Origin of the sequence: Cupriavidus necator (assembly GCF_040578825.1) — a bacterium.
Classification (GTDB): Bacteria; Pseudomonadota; Gammaproteobacteria; order Burkholderiales; family Burkholderiaceae; genus Cupriavidus; species Cupriavidus necator_E.
Genome location: NZ_JBEFLI010000036.1, coordinates 23,207 through 47,639 on the forward strand (window position 1 = coordinate 23,207; position 24,433 = coordinate 47,639).

Sequence of the window (24,433 nt, forward strand, 5' to 3'; positions counted from 1 at the left end):
TATTCGGCTGTGCCGGCGGGCTGCACCAGCGGCATTAGCCGGTTAGCCAGTTAGCCAGCTAGCCAATCGTGGACAGCCGGATAGACACCCGTGCGCCAGTTGGGCCCAGCAAATAATCCATAGTGATCGCAGCCGGCAATGGTAATCCGGCGGCGGCGCTCTGCCGGCACGCCCACGCATAAATTCTGTGCGGCATGGGTGTGGCCGACGCCGGAAATCATGTCGCGACTGCCCTCGATGGTCAGCAAGCGGGTCTCGCGCAACCGCTCCGGGCGGACCGGACTCCCCGCCACGCGCCAGGTGCCTTTTGGCAGCAACGTCTGCTGGAATACCACGCGCAGCGTATCCAGGAAGAATTCCGCCGGCATGTCCAGCATCGCGCCAAAGTGTGCGATCGATCGTTCGGCCTCGCGTGTGGCCTGCGCGTCGCCTGCGCCCTGGCTATGGATGTAATCGAACAACAGGAAGAATTGCCGCTCCGGCTGGCCCATCATCAGTGTGGGGTACTGCATGAAACCTGGATAGACTCGCCGGCCCGCCCCCGCATATCCCGAGGGCACGACATGCGTTCCCAGGGCGTCAAGCCAGCTCGGCGGCAGGCTTCCGGCCATGCGGGTCAGCGGGGTCGGATTACCGCGTGGATCGATGGGCCCGCCCAGCAATATCAATGAACGCGGCTCAGGATAGCCTGCGCCAACCAGCAGCGCGGCCGCGGCAAGGGCGGGCACAGTCGCCTGGCAGATTGCCAGCACGTCCAGTTCCCCAGGCTCAAGCTCCATCATGAAGTGCTGCAACGTCAACACGACATCTTCCAGGTGCAAATCTCCCGCGGCGGGTGGAATATCCCTGGCATCCAGCCAGTCGGAGACATAGACATCCGCATGCGGCAGTAACGATTGCACCACTTCGCGCATCAGCACAGCGTGGTGGCCCGCCAGCGGCGCGCAAACCAGGATGGGGCGTGCCGACTTGCCAACCCTGCCCCGCGCGCACGTGAAGCTGCGCAAACGGCAGAACCCGGTCTCCATCACCACTGACTCTCGCACCGGCATCCTGCAGCCGTCGAACTCAATCGGCTCTATGTCAAACGCTGGCGTCCCCAATGCCTTGATGGCCTGCTGGAAGAGCCCATAGTAATGCGCAAATTGCTGGGATTTCGAGGCTTCGGCAAGCTGCAATATGCCGCGGGAAGCCATCGAGCCAATCCATTCGCTCCAGACGGCGAGCGGGTTGAACAGGGCCTGCTGGGGGCGCTGCCTACCTGATTCCATGGATTTCCTCCGTTGGGCGGGGACGGATGCTGACCAAACATTTATAACTAAGGTTAGCTTAAGTACATGCCTGCATTGCCCTTGATCTCGGGCAAGTCCGGCAAAGTCAGCGAGGCTGGATTCGGCACACAGGCCTTTCCTGACACCATCCGGTGTGCCTAAGCTGCACTCATACCTTAGTTGGGAGGCGCGTCGTGAAGAATCCACAGCCAGTGACGACAACGGGCGGGGAACCCAGGGCCCCCCATGGACCTGGTGCGAGAGCGGTGGCGCCAACCTCGCTGGTCCCGCATCACGACGAACCGGGTGGGGTCGAGCTGTTTCGCGCGGTCGACCGCATTGCAGCCGCCATGGCGGCAAACGCTACGGGTGGCATCTCACCAACTGCGTTGTGGCTGGCCTATTCCGACTGGATGGTCCATCTCGCCCGGTCACCTGGAAAGCAAGCTGAACTCGTCATCAGGGCGTGGTTGATGTCGGGCCGGCTGGCAGCCCATGCCCTGCGGCGGACCCTGAGTGGTGACGAGACACCCAACTGCATCGAGCCGCTTCCGGGCGACACGCGGTTTCGTGCCGAAGCCTGGCAAGAGTCGCCGTTCTCGCTCTGGTATCAGGCATTCCTCGTGACGCAGCAATGGTGGCACAACGCTACGCACGACGTACCTGGGGTCTCACCGCACCACGAGAATGTGGTCTCGTTCTCGACGCGACAGGCGCTGGATATCTTTTCGCCGTCGAATTGCATCTTTACCAATCCGGAAGTGATCAGTCGGGCCCAGCAGACCGGCGGACGGAGCTTCGTCGACGGATTCCAGCGTTTCCTCGATGACCTCAGCCGCAACCTGAACGGCGAACCGCCAGCGGGCACCGAGAATTTCCGGGTCGGCAAAGAGGTGGCGATCACGCCCGGCAAGGTCGTCTACCGGAATCACCTGATCGAACTGATCCAGTACGCGCCATCGACCGACACTGTCCATTCTGAGCCGCTGCTGATCGTTCCGGCCTGGATCATGAAGTTCTACATCCTGGATCTGTCGCCGGGAAACTCACTCATTCGCTACCTGGTCGGGCAGGGATTCACCGTGTTCTGCATCTCCTGGCGCAACGTCACCGCCGCGGATCGCAATCTCGGGCTCGACGACTATCGCCGTCTCGGGGTGATGGCGGCGCTTGGCGCCATCCGCGCCATCGTGCCGAACAGCAAGGTCCATGGCATTGGCTACTGTCTCGGGGGCACGATGTTGTCGATTGCCGCCGCTGCCATGGCGCACGTGGAGGACGAACGGCTCGCCTCCATCACGCTGCTGGCCGCCCAGACGGATTTCAGCGAGCCGGGAGAACTGGAGCTTTTCATCGATCACAGCCAGCTCGAGTCGCTGGAGGGCCTGATGTGGCAACGGGGCTACCTTCCGGCCTTCCATATGGCGGGGGCTTTCCAGCTGCTGCGCTCGAACGACCTGATCTGGTCGCGCTTGCTCCGCCATTACCTGATGGGTGAACCGCCCGCGATGAACGACCTTATCGCCTGGAACGCCGATGCGACTCGCCTCCCCTACCGCATGCATTCGGAATACCTGCGGTCACTCTTCCTGAACAGCGACCTCGCCGCCGGCAGGTACGTGGTGGACGAACATCCCGTCGCGATCCAGAACATCCGCGCGCCGATCTTCGCCGTCGGCACGGAATGGGATCACATCGCGCCCTGGCCGTCGGTCTACAAGATCCACTATCTGAGCGACACCGACGTAACGTTTGTGCTGACCACCGGCGGCCACAATGCCGGCATCGTCAGCGAGCCCGGGCATCCGGGCCGGCACTACTGGTTCGCGCACAAGAAGGCGGAAGACCCGTGCCTTCATGCGGACCGGTGGAGCGAGCGCGCCGAATTCCGCGAAGGTTCGTGGTGGCCGGCGTGGGTGGAATGGCTGGAAGCCCGGTCGTCGGGCGAGCGTGTTGCGCCGCCGACGATGGGTGCACCGGGACGTAACTTGCCTGTGCTGGCTGACGCGCCTGGGACCTATGTTTTTCAGCGTTGACTCGGTCTGACTGTCAACCTTTGTTGAAAGCCCGGCATGCGTGCCGGGCGGTTTGCGGGAGGCCATAGTTCCGCCCTTCCGCTCAGCGGCTTCGTGCTGCCGGTTGGCTTCCCTCTCCCGCTCGCGGGAGAGGGGGAGCGTTCACCGAGGGTGATGGCTTGCATTCAACGCACTGGTGCAACCAGCCGCTGCGCTACTGCCCCGACCAGCCCAAGCTTTGTTAAAAAGCTGAACCGCAGCCGAAGCTGCGGTTCTTCATTCAGCATCACGTGTTCTGTCTATTTTTTCTTTTTCTTGGTGGCGCTCTTCACTTCGATATTCATAATATGGCATTCAGCCGTACCCAGGTTTTCTACACTATGACTCTCAGAATCACGCCAGGTCGCCTCGCCGGATTTGAATTCCGCCTCCTGACTCTTGCCGCCAGGAGTGGAAAACCGCACCTTGCAAGGAGTTAGGGCAACGGCCACGTAGCCGGGATGAGAGTGCATTGGCGATTTGCCTCCGGGCTTCAAGTGGATGTCTAACACGCGTACATACTGGTTGTCCGACGTTACTTTATAAATCTCTGGCGCCATCTTGGCTGGATCCTGTGCTATAGCCGCGCCTCCTGACAAAGCCAATAAGGCGGCGAGAAATGATCCGTGGACTATGCGCTTTGGCATGGGCTTCCTCCTCTTAACTTTTCGGCGGTGAAGCACTGTCTCTCTAGTGCTCGCAGCGTCTTGCCTCACTTCCTGACCAAAGACGTTTTAGTCGTGATACGCCATACAAAGATAACCTTGAACTGTGAGAATGCGAAATGCCAGCGACAGAAGACATAGCAGGGGATGTAGCTCAACACCCCGATATCGCGCCTAACGCTATCCTTAACATGGTGTTGATTTAATGCATTTTCCAGCAATGGCAACGGAGCAGATGCCCATTCAGAATAGCTGATGGCTGAAGGCGTTCAAGCGAAATGTAAATCTGATGCAGGCGGCGAAGTAAGTCATGCCTGCGATCCGGGATCTTGCAGCGTCACGGGCCGGTAGCAGGATCGCACCGCTGGATGACTTCCAGAACGCCAGACGGTCAGTGCATCTGCTGGGCTACGAAGGCATTACCATGATCGCCATCGCGGGGCTCGACATGGCCGCGTGGGACACTCGCCAAGGCCGCAGGCCAGCCTCTTGCCGCATTGCTAGGTGGGACGGTGGGCAACGTGCAGGCGTACAACAGTAACGGGCTGTGGTTGAGCGACGCGGGCGGTCTTGCCGAAGAAGCTGGTTCGCTCGTTGCAGAGGGAGCATTCAGCGCGCTGAAGCTGCGGCTGGGCCGCGAGAAGCTGCAAGACGACCTCGATGCCATTCGCGCGGTGCGCGAAGCGGCGGGCGACGGGATCCAGTTAATGGTGGATTTCAACCAGGGCTTGTCGTTTGATGACGGTCTGCGCCGCTGCCATGCCCCCGACAACGAGCGGCTGTACTGGTTCGAGGAGCCCCTCGCCTACAACAACCTGGATCAGGCATCGAGTGGGACGAGCGCGCGGTGAAGCGGTTTCAGTACGACTAACGCTGGCGGCGACGCGCGCGACGGCGAAGGCGGGCGTTGCGAGCCCAAAGAAAAAACCGCAGCCAAAGCTGCGGTTTTTTCACTCTGAAGACGCCCTACCCTAACTCAGACTTCCTCATACAGCGGCAGCGTCAGGAACTCGGCAAACTCCTCCGACGTCGACATCTGCTCAAAAATCTCAGCAGCCCGGTCATACGTCCTGGTATCGCCACCAACCAGTTCCTTCACCTTGGCCAGCTCTTCCGGAATCAGCTTGCGCACCAGATCAGCCGTCACCTTGGTGCCATCCTCCAGCTTGCCCTTCGGCGAGCGGATCCACTGCCACACTTGCGAGCGCGAAATCTCGGCCGTAGCAGCATCTTCCATCAGGTTGTGAATCGGCACGCAGCCGTTGCCAGCCAACCAGGCACCCAGGTAGTGGATGCCGACGTTGATGTTCATGCGCAGGCCATGCTCGGTGATCGGCGTTTCCGGCTGGAAGTTCAGCAGGTCGGAACCCTTCACCTGCACGTCCGGACGTTGCTTCTCGAACTGGTTCTGCTTGTCACCCAGCACGGCCACGAATTCCTTCATCGCCGGCTCGACCAGCCCCGGGTGTGCCACCCAGCCGCCGTCATAACCATCGGTCGCATCGCGGCGCTTGTCGCTGATGATGCCTTCCATGGCGATGGCGTTCTTCTCCGGATCGTTCTTGATCGGGATCAGCGCGCTCATGCCGCCGATGGCCGGGGCGCCGCGATGGTGGCAGGTCTTGAGCAGCAGCAGCGCGTACGAGCGCATGAACGGCGCGGTCATCGTCACCTTGGCGCGGTCGGCCAGGCAGAAGTTCTTGTCGTTCTTGAACTTCTTGATGCACGAGAAGATGTAGTCCCAGCGGCCGGCGTTCAGGCCCGCGCTGTGCTCGCGCAGTTCATACAGGATCTCGTCCATCTCGAACGCGGCGAGGATGGTCTCGATCAGCACGGTGGCCTTGATGGTGCCTTGCGGCAGGCCGATCTCGTTCTGCGCCATCACGAAGATGTCGTTCCACAGGCGCGCTTCCAGATGGCTTTCCATCTTGGGCAGGTAGAAGAACGGGCCGGCGCCGCGGGCGATCTGTTCCTTGGCGTTGTGGAACAGGAACAGCGCGAAGTCGAAGATGCCACCGGAGATGCGCTTGCCGTCGATGGTGACGTGCTTTTCATCCAGGTGCCAGCCGCGCGGACGCACCTGCAGCGTGGCGATCTTGTCGTTGAGCTTGTACTGCTTGCCCTTGGATTCCAGCGTCAGCGTGCGGCGCACGGCGGCCTTCAGGTTGACCTGGCCTTGCAGCTGGTTGTGCCAGTTCGGGGTATTGGAATCCTCGAAGTCGGTCATGTAGCTGTCAGCGCCCGAATTGAAGGCGTTGATGACCATCTTGGCTTCGACCGGGCCGGTGATTTCCACGCGGCGGCATTCCAGGGCCTTGGGCACCGGGGCCACCTTCCAGTCGCCTTCGCGGATGCTCTTGGTTTCCGGCAGGAAGTCGGGGATCTCGCCGGCGTCCAGGCGCTTGGCGCGTGCCACGCGCGCGGCCAGCAGTTCCTGGCGGCGCGGCTCGAAGGCGCGGTGCAGCTTGTCTACCAGGGCCAGGGCTTCCGGCGTGAGGATATCTTCGTAGGCCGGCAGGATTTCGCCGGTAATCTTCATGCCCGCGGGCAGCGTGATAGCCATCAGTGTTCTCCTGTAAACGATAGCGATAGCTTTGGTTATTGGGGCCCTGCTACACCGCCACGCCACTGGCGCGGACGAATTCAAGCAGGTCGTTCATGTCGTGCCCGGTGCCGGAGGGGGCTACGTCGAGCCGCTCCGCCGGATGGCCGGCACGGTTGATCCAGAAAGTTGTGTAGCCGTACCAGGCGGCGCCGCAGGCGTCCCAGCCGTTGGACGAGACAAAGAGCATCTCTTGCGCGTCCAGGCCGAAGGCCAGCGGACCCAGTGCGTACGCAGCGGGCGCGGTCTTGTACTGGCGCACGGCGTCCACCGACAGCACGTGGTCGAAGAGCCCGGCCATGCCGGCGCTCTTGACCGAGATGTCGAGCATCTCGGCATTGCCGTTCGACAAGATGCCCAGCGGCAGCCCGGCGCGGCGCAGGCGCTTGAGCGCGCCCAGGTTCTCCGGGAAGGCCGACAGGCAGGCGTATTCCTTGAGCAACTGCGCTTCGGCGGCCTCGTCCAGCGCCAGGTTCAGGCGCTCGGCCGCGTAGCGCAGCGCATCCACGGTGATCGCCCAGAACGGCTTGTAGCGCGCGCCGTCGGGCGCGGCCATGGTGCGGATGCGGGTGTAGTCGATCTGGCGGTCGCGCCACAGCAGCGCCAGCGCCTCGCCGCGGCCCGGGAACAGTTGCTCCGCGCGCGCGGTGACGGAGTACACGTCGAACAGCGTGCCGTAGGCATCGAAGACGACTGCGCGGATCTTGTTCATGGGGCGTTGGCAACCGGTAGCTCTGGCGAGAGACCACAACTGCGTGGCCCTGTACACCAATGGATGCATGGCATTGTAGGGAGACGCTGCACTGCGGCAAAGGTGCCCCGGGTCACTTGATCTTTTACTTTTCGACCACTAATCTTGGCTGACTAAAACGATACTCCGCACCAAATCCTCTCCATTGCCGACAACGCGTGCGCAAATCTGGCCCGCGCGTGACCATACCGGCACAATCGGAGCCATCCCGGGCAGACATAGTGGATCATTTCAAGCAACTGGAGACTTTTGTATCCGTCGCGTCACGCGGCAGCCTGTCCGCCGCGGCGGCGGCCGAGGGCGTGGCGCCGGCCATCATCGGGCGCCGCATCGATGCGCTGGAAGAACGCCTGGGCGTCAAGCTGCTGGTACGCACCACGCGCAAGATCACCCTGACCTTCGAGGGCTCGGCTTTCCTGGAAGACTGTCAGCGCATCCTGAACGACCTGCACAATGCCGAGGCCAGCGTGTCGGCCGGCGGCGTCAAGGCCAGCGGCCACCTGCGCGTGACGGCGCCGGCGGGCTATGGCCGCAAGCATGTGGCGCCGCTGGTGCCGCTGTTTATTGAATCGCACCCGGATGTGTCGATCACGCTGGACCTGTCTGACCGCGTGGTCGATCTGGTCAATGAAGGCTTCGATTGCGCGATCCGGCTGGGCGACCTGCCCGACTCCAGCCTGGTATCGATCCGCCTGGCCGAAACGCGCCGCGTGGTGGTGGCCTCGCCCGACTACCTCGTGCGCGCCGGACGCCCCAAGACCCCGGATGATCTGCAGCGCCACAACTGCCTTGCCTTTGGCGCGAGCGCGAACGTGCAGCGCGGCTGGGTGTTCCAGGAGGACGGGCGCGCGGTCACGGTCAAGGTGGGCGGTACCATGGAATGCACGGACGGCGCGGTGCTGCATGCGTGGTGCCTGCAGGGCAACGGGCTGGCGTGGCGCTCTTGGTGGGAGGTGGGCCGCGAGATTGCCAGCGGCCGGCTGGTGACGGTGCTGGACGACTTCCAGGCGCCGCCGATCGGTATCCACGCGGTGTTCCCCCAGCGCAAGCACCTGCCGCTGCGGGTGCGGCTGTTTATCGACCACCTGAAGAACACCTACGGCAACCCCGCCTATTGGCGCCGGGCGGAGCAGGCGGCGGCCGTTCCTTCGGTGGAAGCGCTGGCAGAGTGAGGGCGGGCGGCGTTTTCAGGGCCTTGAGGCACTTTTGTTGCGTTGATATTGCGCAATGCCCTACTCGGCACACTGACTACAATGGATTTCGAGACAGGCGCTTTCCCCGCGCCAGGGCATCCCCGATGCCGGCTGGCTGGCCCTGCCCCGATCCCTAGTCAGAAAAGGAGCCCCGCATGTTCCAACACATCCTGCTACCCACCGACGGCTCGGAACTTTCCAAGAAGGCCATCACCGGCGGGCTGGAACTCGCCAAGGCCATCGGCGCGCGCGTCACGGCCTATGTCTGCCTGGAGGAATATCCGTACACGCCGTTCAGCGAAATCGTGGTCGAGGCGCCGCAGGCCTTCAAGGACCGCATCGAGAACCAGGCCAAGCTTTACCTGAGGGAAGTCGAAAACCTCGCCACCGCGGCTGGCGTCACCTTTGATGCCGACATGACGACGTTTGCCGTGCCCTACCTCGGCATCATCGATGCGGCCGAGCGCCATGGCTGTGACGTGATCTTCATGGCGTCGCATGGGCGGCGCGGGCTCTCGGGCCTGTTGCTCGGCAGCGAGACGCAGAAGGTGCTGACGCATACCGATATCCCGGTGATCGTCTATCGCTGAACACGCGAACATGGTCAGAACTGATCGCACCGGTCCTGCTGGTGCGATTTTTTTCTGCCGCCCAACCGTTGGTTGTTGTGTTGTGCCTGCCTGACAAGCCTGAGGCGAACCAGGCATATTCGCCGCTGCGAATTGCGAAACCTGAGATTGCGAAACCTGAGGCGCGCTTGAGCTGGTGGCGAGTGCCTTGCAGCGCCGTCCCCAATAAAAAGCCGACCGTCCCGGATCCTCTCCGGCACGGTCGGCTTTTTTATACATGGGGCACGGTTGAATCTGGCGCGCCCCGGCTCGGCCCAGGCTTACGAAGCCTTGCTGATGCGCTGCTCGATATGCTTGGCGCGGTCTTCCGAGCCCGGGTGCGACGAGAACATGCTCGACTTGCCGCCGTCCAGCTTGGCCAGCTTCTGGAACGCCGTCACCAGGCCGCGCGTGTTGGCCTTGTTCTTGGTCAGCAGGTCGAACGAGTAATCGTCGGCCGCGCTTTCCTGCGACTGCGAGAACTGCGCATTGATCAGCTTCTCGCCCAGCTCGCCCAGTTGCGACTGCGACAGCGCCGCCACCGCGCCGTTGCCGGCTGCCGCTGCCGCGCCGCGAGCGGCGGTAGCGGTGTAAGCAACCTGCATCGCCTTCTTGGTATGGCCCAGCGCCACGTGGCCCAGCTCATGGCCCAGCACGCCGCGCACTTCGTCGTCGGTCATCATGTCCATCAGGCCGCTGTAGACGCGCACGCAGCCGTTGGCCATGGCCCAGGCGTTGACTTCCTTGGTCAGGTAGACCTTGGCGTTGACGTTGGGCACGCCGCTGTCCTTCAGGCCGCTCATGATCTTGACCAGGCGCTTGTTGTAGGTGCTGTTGGCCGCGGCGACCTTGTTGGTCTTGTCGGACTCGGCGCAGGCCTGGTCGGACAGGCTCTTGACGTCGGCGTCGGAGAGCGTGGCGGCCTTGGCCAGCGAGGTGCCGGCGGCCATCACGCCGTCCAGGTTGGTGGGTGCGCCGCCGGCGCAGCCGGCCAGCAGCGCGGCCGCGGCGGCCAGGCTGGCGATCGAGAGAGTTGCTTTCATGGTGTTGTTCTGGATGGGTGGCTCGTGAAGTCCCGATAAAGGCTCCGGCACGTTATGCGATCCTGGCGCCGGATGGAATCACCCAAATGCAACATTTCGGCGAATATGACAATTTATTGCATTTCGCGCATATCGCTGTACGGAACCGGAACTGGCTGGGCTACGTGCGCTCTTGCTGGACTGGAAATCCGGAAACTCCGTCCGCCTTTCGGCCAAGGCGGCTTCTCGCGCCTGGAAACGTTCAGGTTGCTCGCCGAGTTCCACGCAGCGAAAAGTAGACATACACGAGCATTACTGTCCAGAGCAAACTGTTGGCCAGGATCGGCACATAGCCCCAGAGGCCAGAGAACCAACCTCTTGGGGCTCCCTGCGCGAGATGCACTAACGGGAAGTGAAGCACGAACACCGCGATGTTTAGCGCCTGCTCAATCATTGGTGTAGGCCCGCCGGCGTCGAAGCGCGCCATGCCCTTCTGAAAGGCGAGCAGGAACACCCCAAGACTGAGAGCGGCGTGAGTCGTCGCGGCAAGTAGAATGACGGCTGGCTTTCGCATTGGAAGTGACCTTCCTCCTAACGTGTCCCCAACCGGGCGCTCGCGCAGTCGGTAACCTTTTCGCAGCCAGTCTACATACAGTCCCGCACGCCTGCCCTCCCGCGTCCATCGTCCAGTCCTCATTACCGTGCAGGTTAAAAGCCTGGAGGTTAGCTGATCTTCACAGGATTCCAAGTCCGGTTCCGCACACTACGGCGCTCCCCTCCTGAGTGGCAGTACTTCCACTCCGCTAGTCGGACACCGGGCCAGGTAGTTTTATGGTATGACCAGATCACCCACGCATCCGCAACAGATCAGCGTAAGAGACCAGCTTGCGTTTCTCGTTAGCAAGCGTCTTTCGTTTGGACGCCGAGCGGGTTGGTTGGCCGCGCTCGAACTTGGCGGCGGCGCGTGCGTCCTCCCGCGCGTAGGTCCCCGCGGTCTTGGCTTCCGCCTTCAGGCGCTCAGCTTCCAGCCGCGCAGCAGTGCGTTCCTCTCGGGCAACATCTTGCACGGCCGACATGATTTCGGCTCTTAGCAGATCGCGCCTTTGCCTGGCAGCGGCACGGGCGGCCTGCAATTGCTCCTTCCGCTGCCGCCGCCAGTCTTTCCCGTTGACCGGCGCGGGCCTGGCCTCTGGCGGCACGCTCAGGCGCAAAGCCCTGCTGATTGAAACTCTCTCGGTCGGCAGCGTGCGCTGCGCATCCTGCTTCGCATCATTCACGCTGCATCACTCTCCCAACACCACATAGTTGCGGCCCATGCGTCACCAGTTGAAGTCCCTAAACTCATGCCGCCAACCTTACCATAGGACGCTGCTGATGCAGGATGGCCGTTCGGGGACCAGCCAGCCCGATGTTCCAGACGGTGCGAACGACCTCCTCGATCGACGGAGGACCAGGGTGCTACCATTGCGCGGCATTCTGCACAGAATGACGGCCGGCCAATCCGCCACGGTGTGTCCCGTCGCCGCGGCGGTCGCGTGGCGCGATGCCACCCAATATCCCATGGAACTGCGTCAACTCCGCTATTTCACCAAGGTCTGCGAACTCGGCAGCTTCGGCAAGGCAGCGCTCGAGCTCGGCCTCGCGACCTCCGCGCTCAGCCAGCAAATTAGCAGGCTCGAGCGCGAACTATCCACGCGCCTGCTGCAGCGCCAGTCCACGGGCGTCGTGCCAACCGATGCCGGCCTTGCATTCCTGCAGCAGGCCCAGCTGACGCTGCGCCACGCCGACGATGCGGTACGGGCCGCGCAGCAGGCGCGGCTGTCTGGCCATGTCAGCATCGGTCTGTCCTCGACCACCGCCGCGGTGCTGGGCATGCCGCTGCTGCGTGCAATGGCGACGCGTTATCCCGACGTGCGGGTCCACCTGGTCGAGGCGCTGTCCGGGCACCTCGCCGAGATGCTCAATTCGCGCAGGTTGGATCTGGCGATCGTGTTCCGCACCGAGACCGCGCGCCGCTGGAGCGTGACGCCGCTGCTCGACGAGAAGCTCTATGTGCTCGGGGCAGCAGGCTTGCCGGGCTTGCCGACGAGCCAGCGCGCCCGGCTCGCCCAACTGGGGGAACTGCCGCTGATCCTGCCGAGCGTCACCCACGGTCTGCGCGCACTGCTCGAGGCGGCTTTTGCGCGTGTGCGCGTGAAGCCAAATGTGGTGGTGGAGATCGACGGCCTCTCGATGCTGATGGATGCGGTGCGCGCCGGCTTCGGGGCTACCATCCAGCCGGGCGCAGCGACCGCGCGCCTCAATGATCCGACGTTGGTCCGCTCGCTGGTGGTGGACGCCCAGGTCGGACGGCACAACATGCTGGTCAGCCTTTCCGACGACGAACTGTCGCCTGCTGCGCTGGCGGCGCGGGTCGTGCTGGCCGAGACCGCGCGCAGCCTGGTGCGCGACGGCGTGTGGTTCGGCGCGACGATCCACAAGCATTGAGATCGAGACGGCTGCCGCAGTGCCGCCGTCAGCGTGACCGGCGCAATCCGCCACCAGCCGCCTCTGCACGACGCGATGCGACGGTTCGATCCTCGGGCTCAATAGGGTCAATCGACCGTGATCTTCCGCTCCCTGACGATCGCGCTCCACTTTGCGCTTTCCTTCTTCATGAACGCAAGCAGTTCTGGCCGCGTGGTCGGCTGCGGCGTCAGCCCATGCTTGTTCAGGGCGTCTTTCACGTCCGCCTCGTTCAGCACCTTGACGATCTCCTGATTCCAGCGATCGAGGACGGGCGCCGGCGTTTTTCCCGGGGCCACGAACGCATACCAGTTCAGCGCCTCGAAACCGGGGTAGCCGGATTCCGCCACGGTGGGGACGTTGGGCAGGTAGGCCGGTCGCACCGGACCGGTGGTGGCCAGCGGCACCAGCTTGCCGGCCTCGACCTGCGGCATCGCAGTCGGCGGCGCCGCAAAGTACGACGTCACACGCTGGCCTAGCAGATCCTGCAGTGCCGGTGCACCGCCTTTATATGGAATATGGACCATCTCGATGCCAGCACGCTGGTTGAACAGTTCGCCGGCCAGATGGGATGCGGAGCCAGCGCCGGTGGACGCGTAGTCCACGGCGCCGGCCTTCTTCTTCGCCAGCGCGACAAACTCGGCCAGGTTCTTCACGCCGGCGCCCTTGTGCACCACCAGCATATTGGGAAAGTTCACGCCGCCAGAGACCGGGGCCAGGTCCTTGAACGGATCGTAGGGCAGCTTCATCAGGTGTGGCGCGATGGTCAGCGGCCCGATCGAGCCGAACAGCAGCATGCTGCCGTCTGCCGGACCGCGGGCCACCAGCTGGTGGGCGATATTGCCGCCGGCACCACCACGGTTGTCGACGACTACCGGCTGGCCGAGGTTGTCCGCGAGCTTCTTGGCGATCAGCCGCGCGGCGGCATCGGCGGCGCCGCCGGCCGCGAAGCCCACCACCAGCGTGACCGGCTTGCCGGCGGCGATGGGCTGCGCTTGCGCAAAGCCCGATGAAAAGGAAAAAGCGAGTGCCGCCAGCAAGGTAGCGCGCATGATCAGTCGATGGTTCATCGAAATCGGTCTCCGTATTGTCGTTCTGGAAAGGGTGGGAATTGGCCAACGGCCGCCCGGGCGATCAGTCCGCCCCGAGCCCGACCGGGTTCGGCCGGCGTTTCTCGACCGCATGGCGCAACAGCGCGGCACTGCGAAAAACGCCGTGGGCAAACTTGCCGTAAGGCAGGGTGGCGAACAGCGCCATCACCGCACCCAGGTGCAGGCATAACAGGATGGCCATCGCCGGCGTGCCGCGGCCCAGCCACAGCGCCAGGCCGCTGGTGGCGGTCAGGAACAGCAAGGCGATGAAGCCAAGATCCATCGGCCGCTGCCCGCGAGCGAGGTGCAAACGGTGACGTTGCAGGTTGAGCCAGCCGAGGCCTGCGGTGCCGATCGCGAGACTGACGCCGCCGACGGCACCGAGCACCTTGGGCAGGCTCGGCAATTCGTATGGCGCGTGCCAGCCGAAGGCGTAGTGATAGATCGTCGCCACGGCGGTTGCGGCAAAGCACAGCAGGAAGCCATAGAACGTCAGGTGATGGAAACGCCGGCGCGAAAGCGTGAAGGCGTCGTCGGCATTGTTGCAACCGGCACCGTGGCCGCCGTCGAGGTATTTCAGCCGCAGCACGGCGGCACCGGCCTCTGCCGCCGCCGGCGCGCTCACTGGCGCACCGCTGGTCGCGGGGGTGACTTCGCGCCAGAACCTGCGCACCCCCATTGCCAGCGCAAGCACAACAAACCCGAACACCGGCGCAAACATCGACACCAGCAGGTTGTGCGGGAACAGCGCATAGAAATTGCCGGTGGCAGGACCACGCCACAGCGTACCGTTGAGTCCCACGGCCATCAGCAGGAACAGTGTCAGGCTGACCGCGAGGGCCAGCGACAAGGTGAGGCCATTGCGCCGGTACAGCTTGCCGAGCACCGGCGGCCACGCATAGTCCTGGTAGGTCTGGCCACGGACTTCCGCCATCGCTACCGGGATGTTGACGGCGAACTCGTGCGGCGGCGCGTACTGGCAGGCATGCAGGCAGGCCCCGCAGTTGTGGCACAAATTGGCCATATAGTGCACGTCGGCACGGCCAAATTCGAGCCGCCGCGTCATGGCGGGGAAAACCGCGCAGAAGCCTTCGCAATAGCGGCAGGCATTGCAGATCTGCAGGATGCGCGCGGCTTCGCCCTCGGCAGCCGTCAGCGGCAATACGGGATGGATCGGAATCACGCGTCGGTCAGTGCCGCCCACGCCTTGCGCTTCGGCGCGAGCCTGATCGACCAGCTCAGCGAGCGATGGCATTGGACTGCTCCATGTCGAAATCGGGATGTTGGAAACCGCAGGCACGCGCGGCGCTCACGCCGGCGATGCGGCCAAACGCCGTGCCGATCGCCATGCCGACGCCGGCGGTATAGCCCTTACCCAGCACGTTGCCGGCCATCATTTCGCCGGCAACGAACAGGTTCGGGCTCGGCCTGCCCTCGAAGTGGACCTGCGCCCGCTCGTTGACCTTGAGGCCCAGGTAAGTGAAGGTCACGCCGGGGCGCAGCGCGTAGCCGACGTAGGGCGGCGTGTCGAGCGGCCGCGCCCAGTGCGTCTTGGCCGGCGCGATGCCTTCCGTGGCGCAATCGTCCAGCACCGTGTGGTCGAACGTGCCGGGCCGGCACGCGGCGTTGAAGGCTTCCACGGTCCGCACGAAGGCGGCTTCCGGCACGCCCAGCTTGCGCGCCAGCTCGTCGAGCGTATCGGCGCTCGTGCCCGGGAAGACCGGCGGCATGAAGCGGCCGATGGCCTTCTGGTCGATGATCGAGAAGCCGATCTGCCCCGGCTGCTGCGCAACCAGGCGGCCCCAGATGGCATATCGCTTGGGCCAGAAGTCCTCGCCTTCATCGTAGAAACGTTCCCCGTCGCGATTGACGACCACACCGAGCGACACACAGTCGATCCGCGTGCAGATGCCCCCGTCATAAAGCGGTGCGCGTGCGTCGATGGCCACCATATGGGCCTGGGTCGGATCGCCGATCGCATCGGCGCCGGCCTCGAGCATATGGCGCAGCAGCACGCCCTGGTTGAAGCGCGTGCCCCGGATCAGGAAGTTGTCCGACGGCCACTCGCCGCGTTCATTCTTGCCCCAGGCTTCGCGCAGCCAATCCCGGTTCGACTCGAAACCGCCGGCGGCCAGCACGCAGGTCCTGGCCTCGATGCGCTCGCCTGTAGCGGTCACGGCCGCGACGAAACGGTCGCCGTCGCGCTCAATGGCAACAACGGGGACGTCGTAGCGGATCTCGACACCAAGTGTCTCGGCACTGCGGAAATAGGCGTTGACGAGTGCCTTGCCGCCGCCCATGAAGAAGGCATTGGTGCGCGCCACATGCAGCGCTCCCGACAGCGGCGGCTGGAAGTGGACGCCATGACGGCGCATCCAGCTCCGGCAACGCGACGAGGCACGGATCGTCATGCGCGCCAGATGCTCGTTGGTGATGCCGCCCGTCACCTTCAGCAGGTCCTGCCAGTACTCCTCTTCCGGATAGGTGTCAACCAGCACGTCCTGCGGGGCCTCGTGCATGCAGCGCAAGTTGCGGGTGTGCTGCGAATTGCCGCCGCGCCATTCGCGCGGCGAGCCTTCCAGCAGCAGCACCGAGGCACCCGCCTCGCGCGCCATCAACGCGGCGCACAGCGCGGCATTGCCGCCGCCGATCACCAGCACATCTTTCATGGGGGAATCTCCTTGTGGGCTCGACTGTAAGCAAAGCCCCGTGGCGACGAAAGATGGCGATGATTAAGGCGTGTTCAGTTTTTGTGAAGGGTCGGGTTGCTGGGGGAAGTTGGCGGATGGAGCGTCAGTTGTATCCAAGCAAGGCGACGTTCCGGAGCTCATCGTCCTCCGCGTGCTGGAGGAGAAGCTTGACTACAACTGGCAACGCCCCGCCGGAAGGTGGCACTGACCGCGAAGTCTCTCGGTGCATCGGAATTGCTTCAAACGAGCGAGTGCCATCTGACTGAGCGGCGTTCATGGTGACGTGTCTGGGAAAGATTGGATTGGAAAATTCCGCTGACGTTGTACTGCCGGCCGAAACACTTGTCGGCCGGGTCGACCATCCACGCATGGGGATCAGCACGATTCTTAAAACGGCTGCAATGGCTCAGCGCCGTCCGGCGACGGGGCCAGGGACGATTCCCGAACGACGCGCCGCCAGCGTGCCAGCTCAGCCTCCACGCGTGCGGCAAGCCGTTCAGGGCGGCCAGGCTCGGGTACCGCGCCATAGCTCTCGAAGCCAGCCTTGACCTCGGGATCCTTCAGCACTTCACTCAAAGCGTGGTTCAGTTCATCCACCTTCGTGGCGGGCGTTCCCGCAGGCGCGAAAAGAGCGTACCACTGCGCCATTTCCATCCCTGCGACGCCGAGTTCCGCAAGCGTCGGCACGGCTGGCAGGCCGGGAAGGCGGTGTGGCGCAGCGACCGCCAGTGCATGCAACTGGCCCGCGCGCAGCGGCCGATAAGCCGTCAGGAGGCTGGAGAACATGAGCTGGGATCGTCCATCGATGGTCGATGCGATCGCCGGTGCGGCCCCCTCGAACGTGATACCGCGCATCGACGTGCCGGTGGCCAACTGGAACAACTCGGCAGCGAAGTGCGGCGGCGTCCCGTCGCCCGCGGAAGCGTATCGGAGGCTTCGTGGCGCTCGCTTCAGGCTGGCGATCAGTGCGCCCAGGTCGGCCGGCGTCTGCGCGGGATTTCCTACCAGCAGTATCGGCGACGATCCGATCAGCCCTATCGGTGCGAAGCTGCCGACAGGATCGTACGCGACGTCCTGGAGCGCAGGATTCATCGCGTGGGTCCCTACATAGCCGAGCAACAGGGTCTGTCCATCTGGAACCGCTCTTGCCACATACTCGCAGGCAATCCCGCCGTTGGCACCGGCACGGTTGTCGATGACTACCTCCTGACCTAGCAGCCGCGCGAGTCGCGTGCCGATAAGGTGCGCCACCGCATCGTTGCCACCACCCGCGCGCGTCGGCACGATGATTCTCAGGGGCTTCAGTCGCGACGACTGGCTTACCTTGCCTGCCGGCTCTGGCCGCGAGAAGACGTAGTCAGGCAGGTGGAGCTGCCCGTCCATGATCTTGCGTGCCGTGCGAACGAGCGCGGCACGCGCCACAGTAGCCATATCGCCCTCGCCTTCCAGCTCCACTTCTACCTCGATCCGTCCCGCGGGATGCAAGACCACCACTGCGTGGCGCCCCGGCTGCCGGCGGCGTTCGCTCGCGACCGTGCCGGGCAAGGCGAAGGCGCTGGCCACGCCGATGGCGCCCGTGACGGCATGAGATGCATGGCATTTGCGCGGCGTAAAGTAGCGCGACGTGATGCTATCCGGCGAGTCGCCGGGACTGACCAGCACAGGCTTTGGAATGACGCTGTCGGAAACATCGCCGAGCCCCATCATCTGTCCGGCTCGCAACCGCAGCGCCTCCAGGCGCTCGAGCAGCGCGGCGTCATTGTCGAGTATGGCCGGCGCCTCGCGCCCACTGACCCCGAGGTCGCGCGCACGAACAATCATCAGCGGCATGGCCGCGTCGATGCAGGTCACCTCGATGCCATCGATCAGGTCGATGCGATTGCCAGTGGGAAAAACCTTGCCGGTCACGGCGCCCCACGCGTCGAGGAAGTCGAGCAAGATCGGCGCCCCGGTGCCGGCGACGCCGTCGATCCGGGTGTCGCCGTCATAGCTGACCCGGCCTCCCGGCGTACGTACCGTCACATCGATCCTGGCGCCCGTATTGACGTTGTAAACGCGCACGCGGGTGGATCCGTGCTGCGCCGGGATCAGCCCCTGCTCGATGGCGAAAGGGGCAACGCCGGACAGCATATTGCCGCAGTTCGGCCGCGTGTCCACCGAGCAGTTGCCGACCCCGACCTGCGCGAAGAGGTAGTCCAGGTCGCACCCCGGTTGCGCGGATCGCGACACGATCGCGACCTTGCTGTTGAGCGTACTGCCACCGCCGACGCCATCCAGTTGCAGCGGGTCGGATGCGCCGATGGCGCCAATCAGCGCCTGGTCGCGCGCCTCATCGCCTTGCGGCAGCCATTCCCGCAGGAAGAACGGCCCGCGTGAGGTGCCGGCGCGCATCAGCACGCAAGGTATGGTCTTGCTCATCTCAGTCCGCCTTCAGCTTTGCGGCCTGGACGACCGATTTCCACTTGACCTGCTCCTGCTGCATGAAGGTGCGCATCTGGCTGGTTGTCATGGCCGTCACTTCCGCGCCCTGGCCTTCCAGGCGCTGCACCACGCTCTTGTCCGCCAGCGCCTGATTAAGCGCCTTGTTCAGCGTCTCGACGACTGGTGCCGGGGTATTTGCCGGCGCAAAAATGGCGTACCACTGTGAGACGTCGACATCGGCAATACCTTGTTCCTTCAAGGTCGGCAGGTCCGGCATCAGCGCCGAGCGCTTGCTGCCCGCGATGCCCACGGCCTTCAGCTTGCCGTTCTTCAGCTGCGGCAACGCGGTAAAGAGGCTCGGGAACATCACCTGGGTCTGCCCGGCCACCGTGTCGTTGATCGCGGGAGCTGATCCCTTGTAGGGCACATGCAGCATGTTTGTGCCGGTAGAAAGCTTGAACATTTCGGCTGCGAAGTGAGGGGCTGTCCCATTGCCGGCAGAGGCGTAGCTGAGTTTGCCGGGCGTTGCCTTGAGCAACGACACCACCGCCTTTGCGTCGGTGGCCTTCAGATTCGGATTGACCACCATCACGGTTGCCGAAGAACCGACCATGCCGACCGGCACGAAATCCTTGACCGGGTCATAGCGTAGCGTCTGGAGCGCGGGGTTCATCGCATGCGTGGCCACGTAGCCGAGCAGCAGCGTGTAACCATCGGGGGGTGCGCGCATCACGAACTCGCTTGCGATTGCCCCGTTGGCTCCGGCCTTGTTCTCCACCACGATTGTTTGCTTGAGGATCGACGACATGGCCTGGCCGACCACGCGCGCCATGGCGTCGTTGGCGCCACCCGCCGCAGTGGGCACGACCAGTGTGATTCGCTTTTCCGGGTAGGCCCCCAGGGCGCCAGTACTCCCGAGCGCCGCCGCGATGACAAGGCTGCCGAGGAAAAGTCGCTTGGTTGATTGCATCTGTCTGCTCCGTCTCATGTCGTTCTGTCGTCGGCCTGCGTGGCCGCATACGTATCGTCGTCGTTTCCCGCTATTTAGTGAATTGAGTTTTTAGGATCAATTGATGCACACTGAGCATCAGTGACAATGCACGGAGAAAACGCAAATGACCATCAACTTCAACCTCAACGATCTGCAGGCATTTCGCGCGGTGGCCGAACTGAACAGCTTCCGCAAGGCGGCCGCTTCCCTCAATGTGTCCCAGCCCGCCTTCAGCCGACGCATCGACAAGCTTGAAGAGGCGCTGGGTGTGCGCCTGCTGGACCGCACCACCCGGCGTGTGAGTCTGACGACTGTGGGTCGGGAATTCGACCGCAAGGTAAAGGAGATACTCGACGAACTGGACCAGACGCTGCTTGGCATACGGGGCGTGACGACTACCCGCATGGGGGAAGTGACCATCGCTTGCGTGCCGTCCACGGTCTATTACTTCCTGTCGCAGGTCATCTCGCGCTACCACGCGCAGTATCCAAAGATCCGGGTCAAGATCCTGGATGCCAGCGCGAACGAGGTGCTGTCAGCGGTGTCGCGCAGCGAAGCGGACTTCGGGATCAACTTCGTGGGGGGACAGGAGCCGGATATCGAGTTCAGCCCTTTGCTGGAGGAACGGTTCGTCGCAGCCTGCCGCCGCGATCATCCGATCGCGAAGCGGCGGCACGTGACCTGGGCAGACCTCGCCGAATACGACTACATCTCGGTCAGCAAGGCCTCCGGCAACCGGCTGCTGCTGGATCAGGCGCTGTCCAACGTGTCAGGATTGCCGCAGAGCATCTATGAGACCCAGCACGTCACCACGACGCTGGGCCTGGTGGAAGCCGGCCTTGGCATCGCCGCCGTGCCATCGATCGCCATGCCGGGCCCGGACCACCCCCTCCTCGTGAGTGTTCCGCTGACCGATCCTGTCGTTACGCGCAAGATCGGACTGATACGTCGCAAGAGCCGCTCCCTGACGCCTGCGGCCCAGCAGCTATACGACTTCCTTAGCGAGATAAAGTCAGGGCGCCGCAAAGCCGCCGGCCGCCGGCGCGGCGGGTAATGGTGGCGATACTTCCCTAGCGCCGGCTCGACAGCACCCGGTCGACCATCACACCGGCTTGCCCCAGGTTGTTGCCGGGATCGCACATCGCCTCGAGCTGGTCGCGCGACACGTGGCGGCTGATTTCCGGATGGGCCGCCAGAATGTCGATCAGCTGGCGGTTGCCGGTGATGGCCTCGCGGCAAAGGTCATAGACGAGATCATGCGCGTACTCGCGGCCAATGTACGGTCCGAGACCCATCATCACCGCCTCGGACATCACCAGCCCGTGCGTGATGTCTATATTTGCCCGCATGCGGCCGGCGTCGACCTCCAATCCCTGCAACACGAACTTCGCCTGCTTCAAGGCGCCGGAAATCAGGCAGAAGATCTCTGGCAGTGATACCCATTCGATCTCCCACGGGCCCGTGGAGCGCTCGTGGTCGGCGACCATGGCGTCCATCAGGGCAGCCGCGTGCTGCCGCGCCACCGAGATGTTGGCGTGGATGTACAGGCACGAGATCGGATTGCGCTTCTGCGGCATGGTTGACGAAGAGCCGCGCCCCGGCGCGAATGGCTCGAACACCTCCGCCACCTCGGTCTGCATCATCAGCTTGACGTCCATGGCGATCTTGCCGAGGGAGCCACCGACGAGTCCGAGAAAGGCCCCGACTTCGGCGATGGTATCGCGCACCGTGTGCCAGGAGATCAGCGGCTGCGCCAGCCCCAGCTCCTTCATCAGCGCCGCCTGTGTTTCCATCGCGCCCGTCTGCAGCGAGGACAACGTCCCTGACGCCCCGCCAAACTCCCCCATCAGCACGCGCGGCTTGAGTTGCTGCAGCCGCTCGCGATGGCGGTCGATCCCGGCGAGAATGCTGGCCATCTTGTAGCCAAAGGTAATGGGCGTGGCCTGCTGCAGGTTGGACCGGCCGATCACCGGCGTGTCGCGATACTTCTTCGCCAGCGTTGCGAGCGCGTCGGCGATGTCGTCGAGATCCGATTCGACAAGTGCGAGCCCCTCGCGCATCTGCAACACTGCCGCGGTGTCGGTAATGTCCTGGGTAGTGGCGCCCCAGTGACAGAACTCGCCCAATCCGTCCCGGCAGTTTTCATTGATCTGGTTGACCACCGCAATGATCGGATAACCGATCTGCTCGGTCTTGGCCTTGAGCTTCACCCAGTCAATCTGCGAGAGCTCACAGTTCCGGACGATCTCGTCGGCCGCTTCCTGCGGGATGATGCCAAGCTCACCCTGCACCTTTGCCAGCGCACGCTCGATGTCCAGGTACTTCGCGGTTCGGTTTTCGTCGGACCACACCTCGCGCATGCGCACGTCGCTGAACATGTCGCCAAAGATGCGCGAGTCGATGATGGTGGAAGCCATAGTGTTCTACCTCTCCGTTAATGTCAGATGTATCGTCGCCCGCCGGGCGACTGTCATACAACGCTGTCCGCGCGCATCGCCGCGATTTCGTGGGGCGCGTATCCAAGCTCCGCGAGGATAGCGTCGGTGTGCTGGCCCAGTGCCGGTATCGGGTCCATGCGCGGCCCTTCGTTCCATGTACCCGGCGGCAATAGTGCCGGCAGTGCACCCTTGGGCGAGTCAACTTCGGTCCAGCGGCCGCGCGCCCTGAGTTGCGGGTGCTCCCAGACGCCCTGCATGTCGTTGACGTGGGCATTCGCGGTCTGCGCCAACTCCAGTCGCTCCACCACTTGCGCACCCGTCAGGGATGCAAAGGCATCCACGATGATCTGCCGCAGCGCCGTGCGTTCAGCCACGCGTTTGGAATTTGAGCTAAAGCGCGGGTCTTCGATGAGTTCGGGCCGCTGGAGCACGTTCCGGCAGAAGCTCGCCCACTCCCGCTCGTTCTGCAGCCCCAACATCACTGTGACGCCGTCGCCAGCCGGAAAAGGTCCGTACGGATAGATGGTTGCGTGGCTCGCACCGGTCCGCGGCGGCGGCTCCGCGCCGTCGAATGCGTAGTAGAGGGGATAGGAGTTCCATTCCGTCAGCGCCTCGAGCATCGAGATGTCAATGCGCTGTCCGCGTCCGGTCTGGCTGCGCTGCAGCAGCGCAGCCAGGATGTTGGTGTAGGCGTACATGCCGGCGGCAATATCGGCGATCGAAGGGCCAGCCTTGCAGGGCACTTCCGGCGTTCCCGTCACGGACACGAAGCCAGCTTCGCTCTGCACCAGCAGGTCATAGGCCTTCTTGTCGCGGTAGGGCCCGGGACGCTCGGGATCGTCGCCATAGCCCGAGATGTCGCAGACGATCAATTCGGGCTTGACCACGGAGAGCCTGTCGTAGCCTAGTCCAAGACGTGCTGCCGCGCCAGGCGCCAGGTTCTGCACCACCACGTCCGCCTTCTCCTCGATCAGGCGCGTTAGTACGTCCGCTGCTGCCGGATGCTTGACGTCCAGTGTCAGGCTTTCCTTCGAGCGATTGGTCCAGACGAAATGCGACGCCATGCCGCGAACGCGTTCGTCGTACCCGCGAGCGAAGTCGCCGACGCCCGGCCGCTCGATCTTGATGACACGCGCACCGAGGTCGGCAAGCTGGCGCGTGGCGAACGGCGCCGCGATCGCGTGTTCGAAGGTGACGATAGTCAGGTCTTTGAGGGGTTGCATCATCCTTTCCCGTAAGGCAAATCAGCGAAGAACCGCGGTGGCGTCCATGGTCAGCCAGCCCTCATGGTCGGACGCCCACAAGCGAATGGTCTTGCCGTCCGCCTGCGGTTGCCCGCTGACCTGGAACGGATGCAGGTCGAAGGTCGGGCGTACCGCGCGGAAGCGAAAGCTCGCCACGTCGGCCTGGGGCAACTCTCGCCGCAGCAGATCCAGCAGCAGCGTGGCGATCAACGGGCCGTGGACGATCAGCCCAGGGTAGCCCTCGACCTCGGTCACGTAGCGGCGGTCATAGTGGATACGGTGCCCGTTGAAGGTCAGCGCCGAATAGCGGAACAGCAGGACATCGTCCGGCACGATCCTGCGCTGCCACGCTGCCTTCGCCGGCGCGGCCTGGGGCGGGGCCGGCACCTCGCCTGACTGCTGTGCGTCGCGGTAGACGATGTCGTGGAACTCCACCAAGGCCGGTTCCGCGGCCCCTTCCGCGCACACCTCGTGACGGACCTTGACGAACACCAGTTTGCCGGTCCGCCCCTCCTTGCCGGAGACCTCATCGATCGTCGAGGTGCGCAGGATTCGCTCGCCCACCCGTAGAGGCGCGCGGAACTCGAACTGGCCCCCGGCCCACATGCGTCGCGGCAGCTGCACGGGAGGCAGGAACCCCCCGCGCCTGGCATGGCCGTCCGGCCCGATCTCGCTCTGGCGATGCATGGGCAAGAAGTAGAGCCAATGCCACAGCGGTGGCAGCGGGGTGCCCGCCGGATGCGCTGCCGCCGGATAATCCAGCGTTGCCCGCAACGCCGCGATTGGCGCGGCGGTAACCGTGTCCTCCCGCTGCTCGCTGCGTCCGATCCATGTCTTGGGGTCGATTGCCTGTTCTTCCACTGATGACTCCTTGCCTTACGTGCTTG

The 24,433-nt window shown here is 63.8% G+C and carries 21 protein-coding genes; 6 read left to right on the top strand and 15 right to left on the bottom strand.

Annotation, left to right across the window (positions count from 1 at the left end; genetic code table 11):
- Nucleotides 1-50: 50 nt before the first annotated feature.
- The gene (gene phaZ, locus AB1I47_RS18495; protein ID WP_354685193.1) at nucleotides 51-1,271 is read right to left on the bottom strand and encodes a polyhydroxyalkanoate depolymerase; all 1,221 of its coding nucleotides are present in this window, start codon (nucleotides 1,269-1,271) and stop codon (nucleotides 51-53) included.
- A gap of 266 nt (nucleotides 1,272-1,537) precedes the next feature.
- Between phaZ and AB1I47_RS18500 the strand changes: the two genes are divergently transcribed.
- The gene (locus tag AB1I47_RS18500; protein ID WP_407935866.1) at nucleotides 1,538-3,307 is read left to right on the top strand and encodes a PHA/PHB synthase family protein; all 1,770 of its coding nucleotides are present in this window, start codon (nucleotides 1,538-1,540) and stop codon (nucleotides 3,305-3,307) included.
- A gap of 278 nt (nucleotides 3,308-3,585) precedes the next feature.
- On the opposite strand, the gene AB1I47_RS18505 is transcribed toward AB1I47_RS18500, so the two are convergent.
- On the bottom strand, nucleotides 3,586-3,972 hold the full coding sequence (locus tag AB1I47_RS18505; protein ID WP_354685194.1) for a cupin domain-containing protein: 387 nt from the start codon (nucleotides 3,970-3,972) through the stop codon (nucleotides 3,586-3,588).
- A 530-nt stretch (nucleotides 3,973-4,502) separates the two neighbouring features.
- On the opposite strand from AB1I47_RS18505, the gene AB1I47_RS18510 reads away from it, so the two are divergent.
- On the top strand, nucleotides 4,503-4,841 hold the full coding sequence (locus AB1I47_RS18510) for an enolase C-terminal domain-like protein (protein ID WP_354685195.1): 339 nt from the start codon (nucleotides 4,503-4,505) through the stop codon (nucleotides 4,839-4,841).
- A 125-nt stretch (nucleotides 4,842-4,966) separates the two neighbouring features.
- Here the strand turns inward: AB1I47_RS18510 and aceB are convergent, their stop codons facing one another.
- The gene (gene aceB, locus AB1I47_RS18515) at nucleotides 4,967-6,553 is read right to left on the bottom strand and encodes a malate synthase A (RefSeq protein ID WP_354685196.1); all 1,587 of its coding nucleotides are present in this window, start codon (nucleotides 6,551-6,553) and stop codon (nucleotides 4,967-4,969) included.
- Nucleotides 6,554-6,602: 49 nt separating this feature from the next.
- On the bottom strand, nucleotides 6,603-7,304 hold the full coding sequence (locus tag AB1I47_RS18520) for a haloacid dehalogenase type II (protein ID WP_354685197.1): 702 nt from the start codon (nucleotides 7,302-7,304) through the stop codon (nucleotides 6,603-6,605).
- 260 nt (nucleotides 7,305-7,564) lie between these two features.
- Between AB1I47_RS18520 and AB1I47_RS18525 the strand changes: the two genes are divergently transcribed.
- Both AB1I47_RS18525 and AB1I47_RS18530 read left to right on the top strand, forming a co-directional pair.
- Nucleotides 7,565-8,515 (top strand): LysR family transcriptional regulator, encoded by a 951-nt coding sequence (locus AB1I47_RS18525; RefSeq protein ID WP_354685198.1) that lies wholly within the window; start codon nucleotides 7,565-7,567, stop codon nucleotides 8,513-8,515.
- A 176-nt stretch (nucleotides 8,516-8,691) separates the two neighbouring features.
- The gene (locus AB1I47_RS18530; RefSeq protein ID WP_354685199.1) at nucleotides 8,692-9,126 is read left to right on the top strand and encodes a universal stress protein; all 435 of its coding nucleotides are present in this window, start codon (nucleotides 8,692-8,694) and stop codon (nucleotides 9,124-9,126) included.
- Nucleotides 9,127-9,425: 299 nt separating this feature from the next.
- Here AB1I47_RS18530 and loiP read toward each other — a convergent pair whose 3' ends face one another.
- The 3 genes from loiP to AB1I47_RS18545 form a co-directional block, all read right to left on the bottom strand.
- Nucleotides 9,426-10,187: a metalloprotease LoiP gene (gene loiP / locus AB1I47_RS18535; protein ID WP_354685200.1), complete on the bottom strand. Its 762-nt coding sequence runs from the start codon at nucleotides 10,185-10,187 to the stop codon at nucleotides 9,426-9,428.
- Nucleotides 10,188-10,428: 241 nt separating this feature from the next.
- Nucleotides 10,429-10,740: a hypothetical protein gene (locus AB1I47_RS18540; protein ID WP_354685201.1), complete on the bottom strand. Its 312-nt coding sequence runs from the start codon at nucleotides 10,738-10,740 to the stop codon at nucleotides 10,429-10,431.
- 271 nt (nucleotides 10,741-11,011) lie between these two features.
- Complete coding sequence (locus AB1I47_RS18545; RefSeq protein WP_354685202.1) at nucleotides 11,012-11,443, bottom strand: hypothetical protein; 432 nt, start codon at nucleotides 11,441-11,443, stop codon at nucleotides 11,012-11,014.
- 283 nt (nucleotides 11,444-11,726) lie between these two features.
- On the opposite strand from AB1I47_RS18545, the gene AB1I47_RS18550 reads away from it, so the two are divergent.
- Nucleotides 11,727-12,653, top strand: a complete 927-nt coding sequence (locus AB1I47_RS18550) for a LysR family transcriptional regulator (protein ID WP_354685203.1) — start codon at nucleotides 11,727-11,729, stop codon at nucleotides 12,651-12,653.
- Nucleotides 12,654-12,760: 107 nt separating this feature from the next.
- On the opposite strand, the gene AB1I47_RS18555 is transcribed toward AB1I47_RS18550, so the two are convergent.
- The 5 genes from AB1I47_RS18555 to AB1I47_RS18575 form a co-directional block, all read right to left on the bottom strand.
- Nucleotides 12,761-13,723: a Bug family tripartite tricarboxylate transporter substrate binding protein gene (locus tag AB1I47_RS18555; RefSeq protein ID WP_407935868.1), complete on the bottom strand. Its 963-nt coding sequence runs from the start codon at nucleotides 13,721-13,723 to the stop codon at nucleotides 12,761-12,763.
- 82 nt (nucleotides 13,724-13,805) lie between these two features.
- Nucleotides 13,806-15,017 carry a tricarballylate utilization 4Fe-4S protein TcuB gene (tcuB, locus tag AB1I47_RS18560; protein WP_354685205.1) on the bottom strand — a complete coding sequence of 404 codons (1,212 nt, stop codon included), beginning with the start codon at nucleotides 15,015-15,017 and terminating at the stop codon, nucleotides 13,806-13,808.
- Nucleotides 15,001-16,431 (bottom strand): FAD-dependent tricarballylate dehydrogenase TcuA, encoded by a 1,431-nt coding sequence (tcuA, locus tag AB1I47_RS18565; RefSeq protein WP_354685206.1) that lies wholly within the window; start codon nucleotides 16,429-16,431, stop codon nucleotides 15,001-15,003. Before tcuA ends, tcuB begins: the two co-directional genes overlap by 17 nt.
- Before the next feature lie 408 nt (nucleotides 16,432-16,839).
- Nucleotides 16,840-18,870, bottom strand: coding sequence for a 4-oxalomesaconate tautomerase (locus tag AB1I47_RS18570; RefSeq protein ID WP_354685207.1), 2,031 nt, complete (start codon nucleotides 18,868-18,870; stop codon nucleotides 16,840-16,842).
- Nucleotide 18,871: 1 nt separating this feature from the next.
- Complete coding sequence (locus tag AB1I47_RS18575) at nucleotides 18,872-19,843, bottom strand: Bug family tripartite tricarboxylate transporter substrate binding protein (RefSeq protein WP_354685208.1); 972 nt, start codon at nucleotides 19,841-19,843, stop codon at nucleotides 18,872-18,874.
- Between the two features lie 145 nt (nucleotides 19,844-19,988).
- Here AB1I47_RS18575 and AB1I47_RS18580 point away from each other — a divergent pair, with 145 nt between their 5' ends.
- Nucleotides 19,989-20,918 (top strand): LysR family transcriptional regulator, encoded by a 930-nt coding sequence (locus AB1I47_RS18580; RefSeq protein ID WP_354685209.1) that lies wholly within the window; start codon nucleotides 19,989-19,991, stop codon nucleotides 20,916-20,918.
- Between the two features lie 16 nt (nucleotides 20,919-20,934).
- On the opposite strand, the gene AB1I47_RS18585 is transcribed toward AB1I47_RS18580, so the two are convergent.
- Genes AB1I47_RS18585 through AB1I47_RS18595 form a run of 3 tightly spaced genes read right to left on the bottom strand, consistent with a single transcriptional unit; the run spans nucleotide 20,935 to nucleotide 24,407 of the window.
- Nucleotides 20,935-22,281 (bottom strand): class-II fumarase/aspartase family protein, encoded by a 1,347-nt coding sequence (locus AB1I47_RS18585; RefSeq protein ID WP_354685210.1) that lies wholly within the window; start codon nucleotides 22,279-22,281, stop codon nucleotides 20,935-20,937.
- Between the two features lie 53 nt (nucleotides 22,282-22,334).
- Complete coding sequence (locus AB1I47_RS18590) at nucleotides 22,335-23,525, bottom strand: CaiB/BaiF CoA transferase family protein (RefSeq protein ID WP_354685211.1); 1,191 nt, start codon at nucleotides 23,523-23,525, stop codon at nucleotides 22,335-22,337.
- A 21-nt stretch (nucleotides 23,526-23,546) separates the two neighbouring features.
- Nucleotides 23,547-24,407 carry an HTD2 family dehydratase gene (locus AB1I47_RS18595; RefSeq protein WP_407935867.1) on the bottom strand — a complete coding sequence of 287 codons (861 nt, stop codon included), beginning with the start codon at nucleotides 24,405-24,407 and terminating at the stop codon, nucleotides 23,547-23,549.
- Nucleotides 24,408-24,433: the final 26 nt, after the last annotated feature.

Bases quoted from the DNA above. Each gene is read 5' to 3' on its own strand.
- AB1I47_RS18550 (WP_354685203.1), top strand. From the start codon at position 11,727: ATGGAACTGCGTCAACTCCGCTATTTCACCAAGGTCTGCGAACTCGGC.
- AB1I47_RS18590 (WP_354685211.1), bottom strand. From the start codon at position 23,525: ATGCAACCCCTCAAAGACCTGACTATCGTCACCTTCGAACACGCGATC.
- AB1I47_RS18585 (WP_354685210.1), bottom strand. From the start codon at position 22,281: ATGGCTTCCACCATCATCGACTCGCGCATCTTTGGCGACATGTTCAGC.
- AB1I47_RS18520 (WP_354685197.1), bottom strand. From the start codon at position 7,304: ATGAACAAGATCCGCGCAGTCGTCTTCGATGCCTACGGCACGCTGTTC.
- AB1I47_RS18530 (WP_354685199.1), top strand. From the start codon at position 8,692: ATGTTCCAACACATCCTGCTACCCACCGACGGCTCGGAACTTTCCAAG.
- aceB (WP_354685196.1), bottom strand. From the start codon at position 6,553: ATGGCTATCACGCTGCCCGCGGGCATGAAGATTACCGGCGAAATCCTG.
- loiP (WP_354685200.1), bottom strand. From the start codon at position 10,187: ATGAAAGCAACTCTCTCGATCGCCAGCCTGGCCGCCGCGGCCGCGCTG.
- phaZ (WP_354685193.1), bottom strand. From the start codon at position 1,271: ATGGAATCAGGTAGGCAGCGCCCCCAGCAGGCCCTGTTCAACCCGCTC.
- AB1I47_RS18580 (WP_354685209.1), top strand. From the start codon at position 19,989: ATGACCATCAACTTCAACCTCAACGATCTGCAGGCATTTCGCGCGGTG.
- AB1I47_RS18540 (WP_354685201.1), bottom strand. From the start codon at position 10,740: ATGCGAAAGCCAGCCGTCATTCTACTTGCCGCGACGACTCACGCCGCT.
- AB1I47_RS18505 (WP_354685194.1), bottom strand. From the start codon at position 3,972: ATGCCAAAGCGCATAGTCCACGGATCATTTCTCGCCGCCTTATTGGCT.
- tcuA (WP_354685206.1), bottom strand. From the start codon at position 16,431: ATGAAAGATGTGCTGGTGATCGGCGGCGGCAATGCCGCGCTGTGCGCC.
- AB1I47_RS18575 (WP_354685208.1), bottom strand. From the start codon at position 19,843: ATGCAATCAACCAAGCGACTTTTCCTCGGCAGCCTTGTCATCGCGGCG.
- AB1I47_RS18570 (WP_354685207.1), bottom strand. From the start codon at position 18,870: ATGAGCAAGACCATACCTTGCGTGCTGATGCGCGCCGGCACCTCACGC.
- tcuB (WP_354685205.1), bottom strand. From the start codon at position 15,017: ATGCCATCGCTCGCTGAGCTGGTCGATCAGGCTCGCGCCGAAGCGCAA.
- AB1I47_RS18555 (WP_407935868.1), bottom strand. From the start codon at position 13,723: ATGCGCGCTACCTTGCTGGCGGCACTCGCTTTTTCCTTTTCATCGGGC.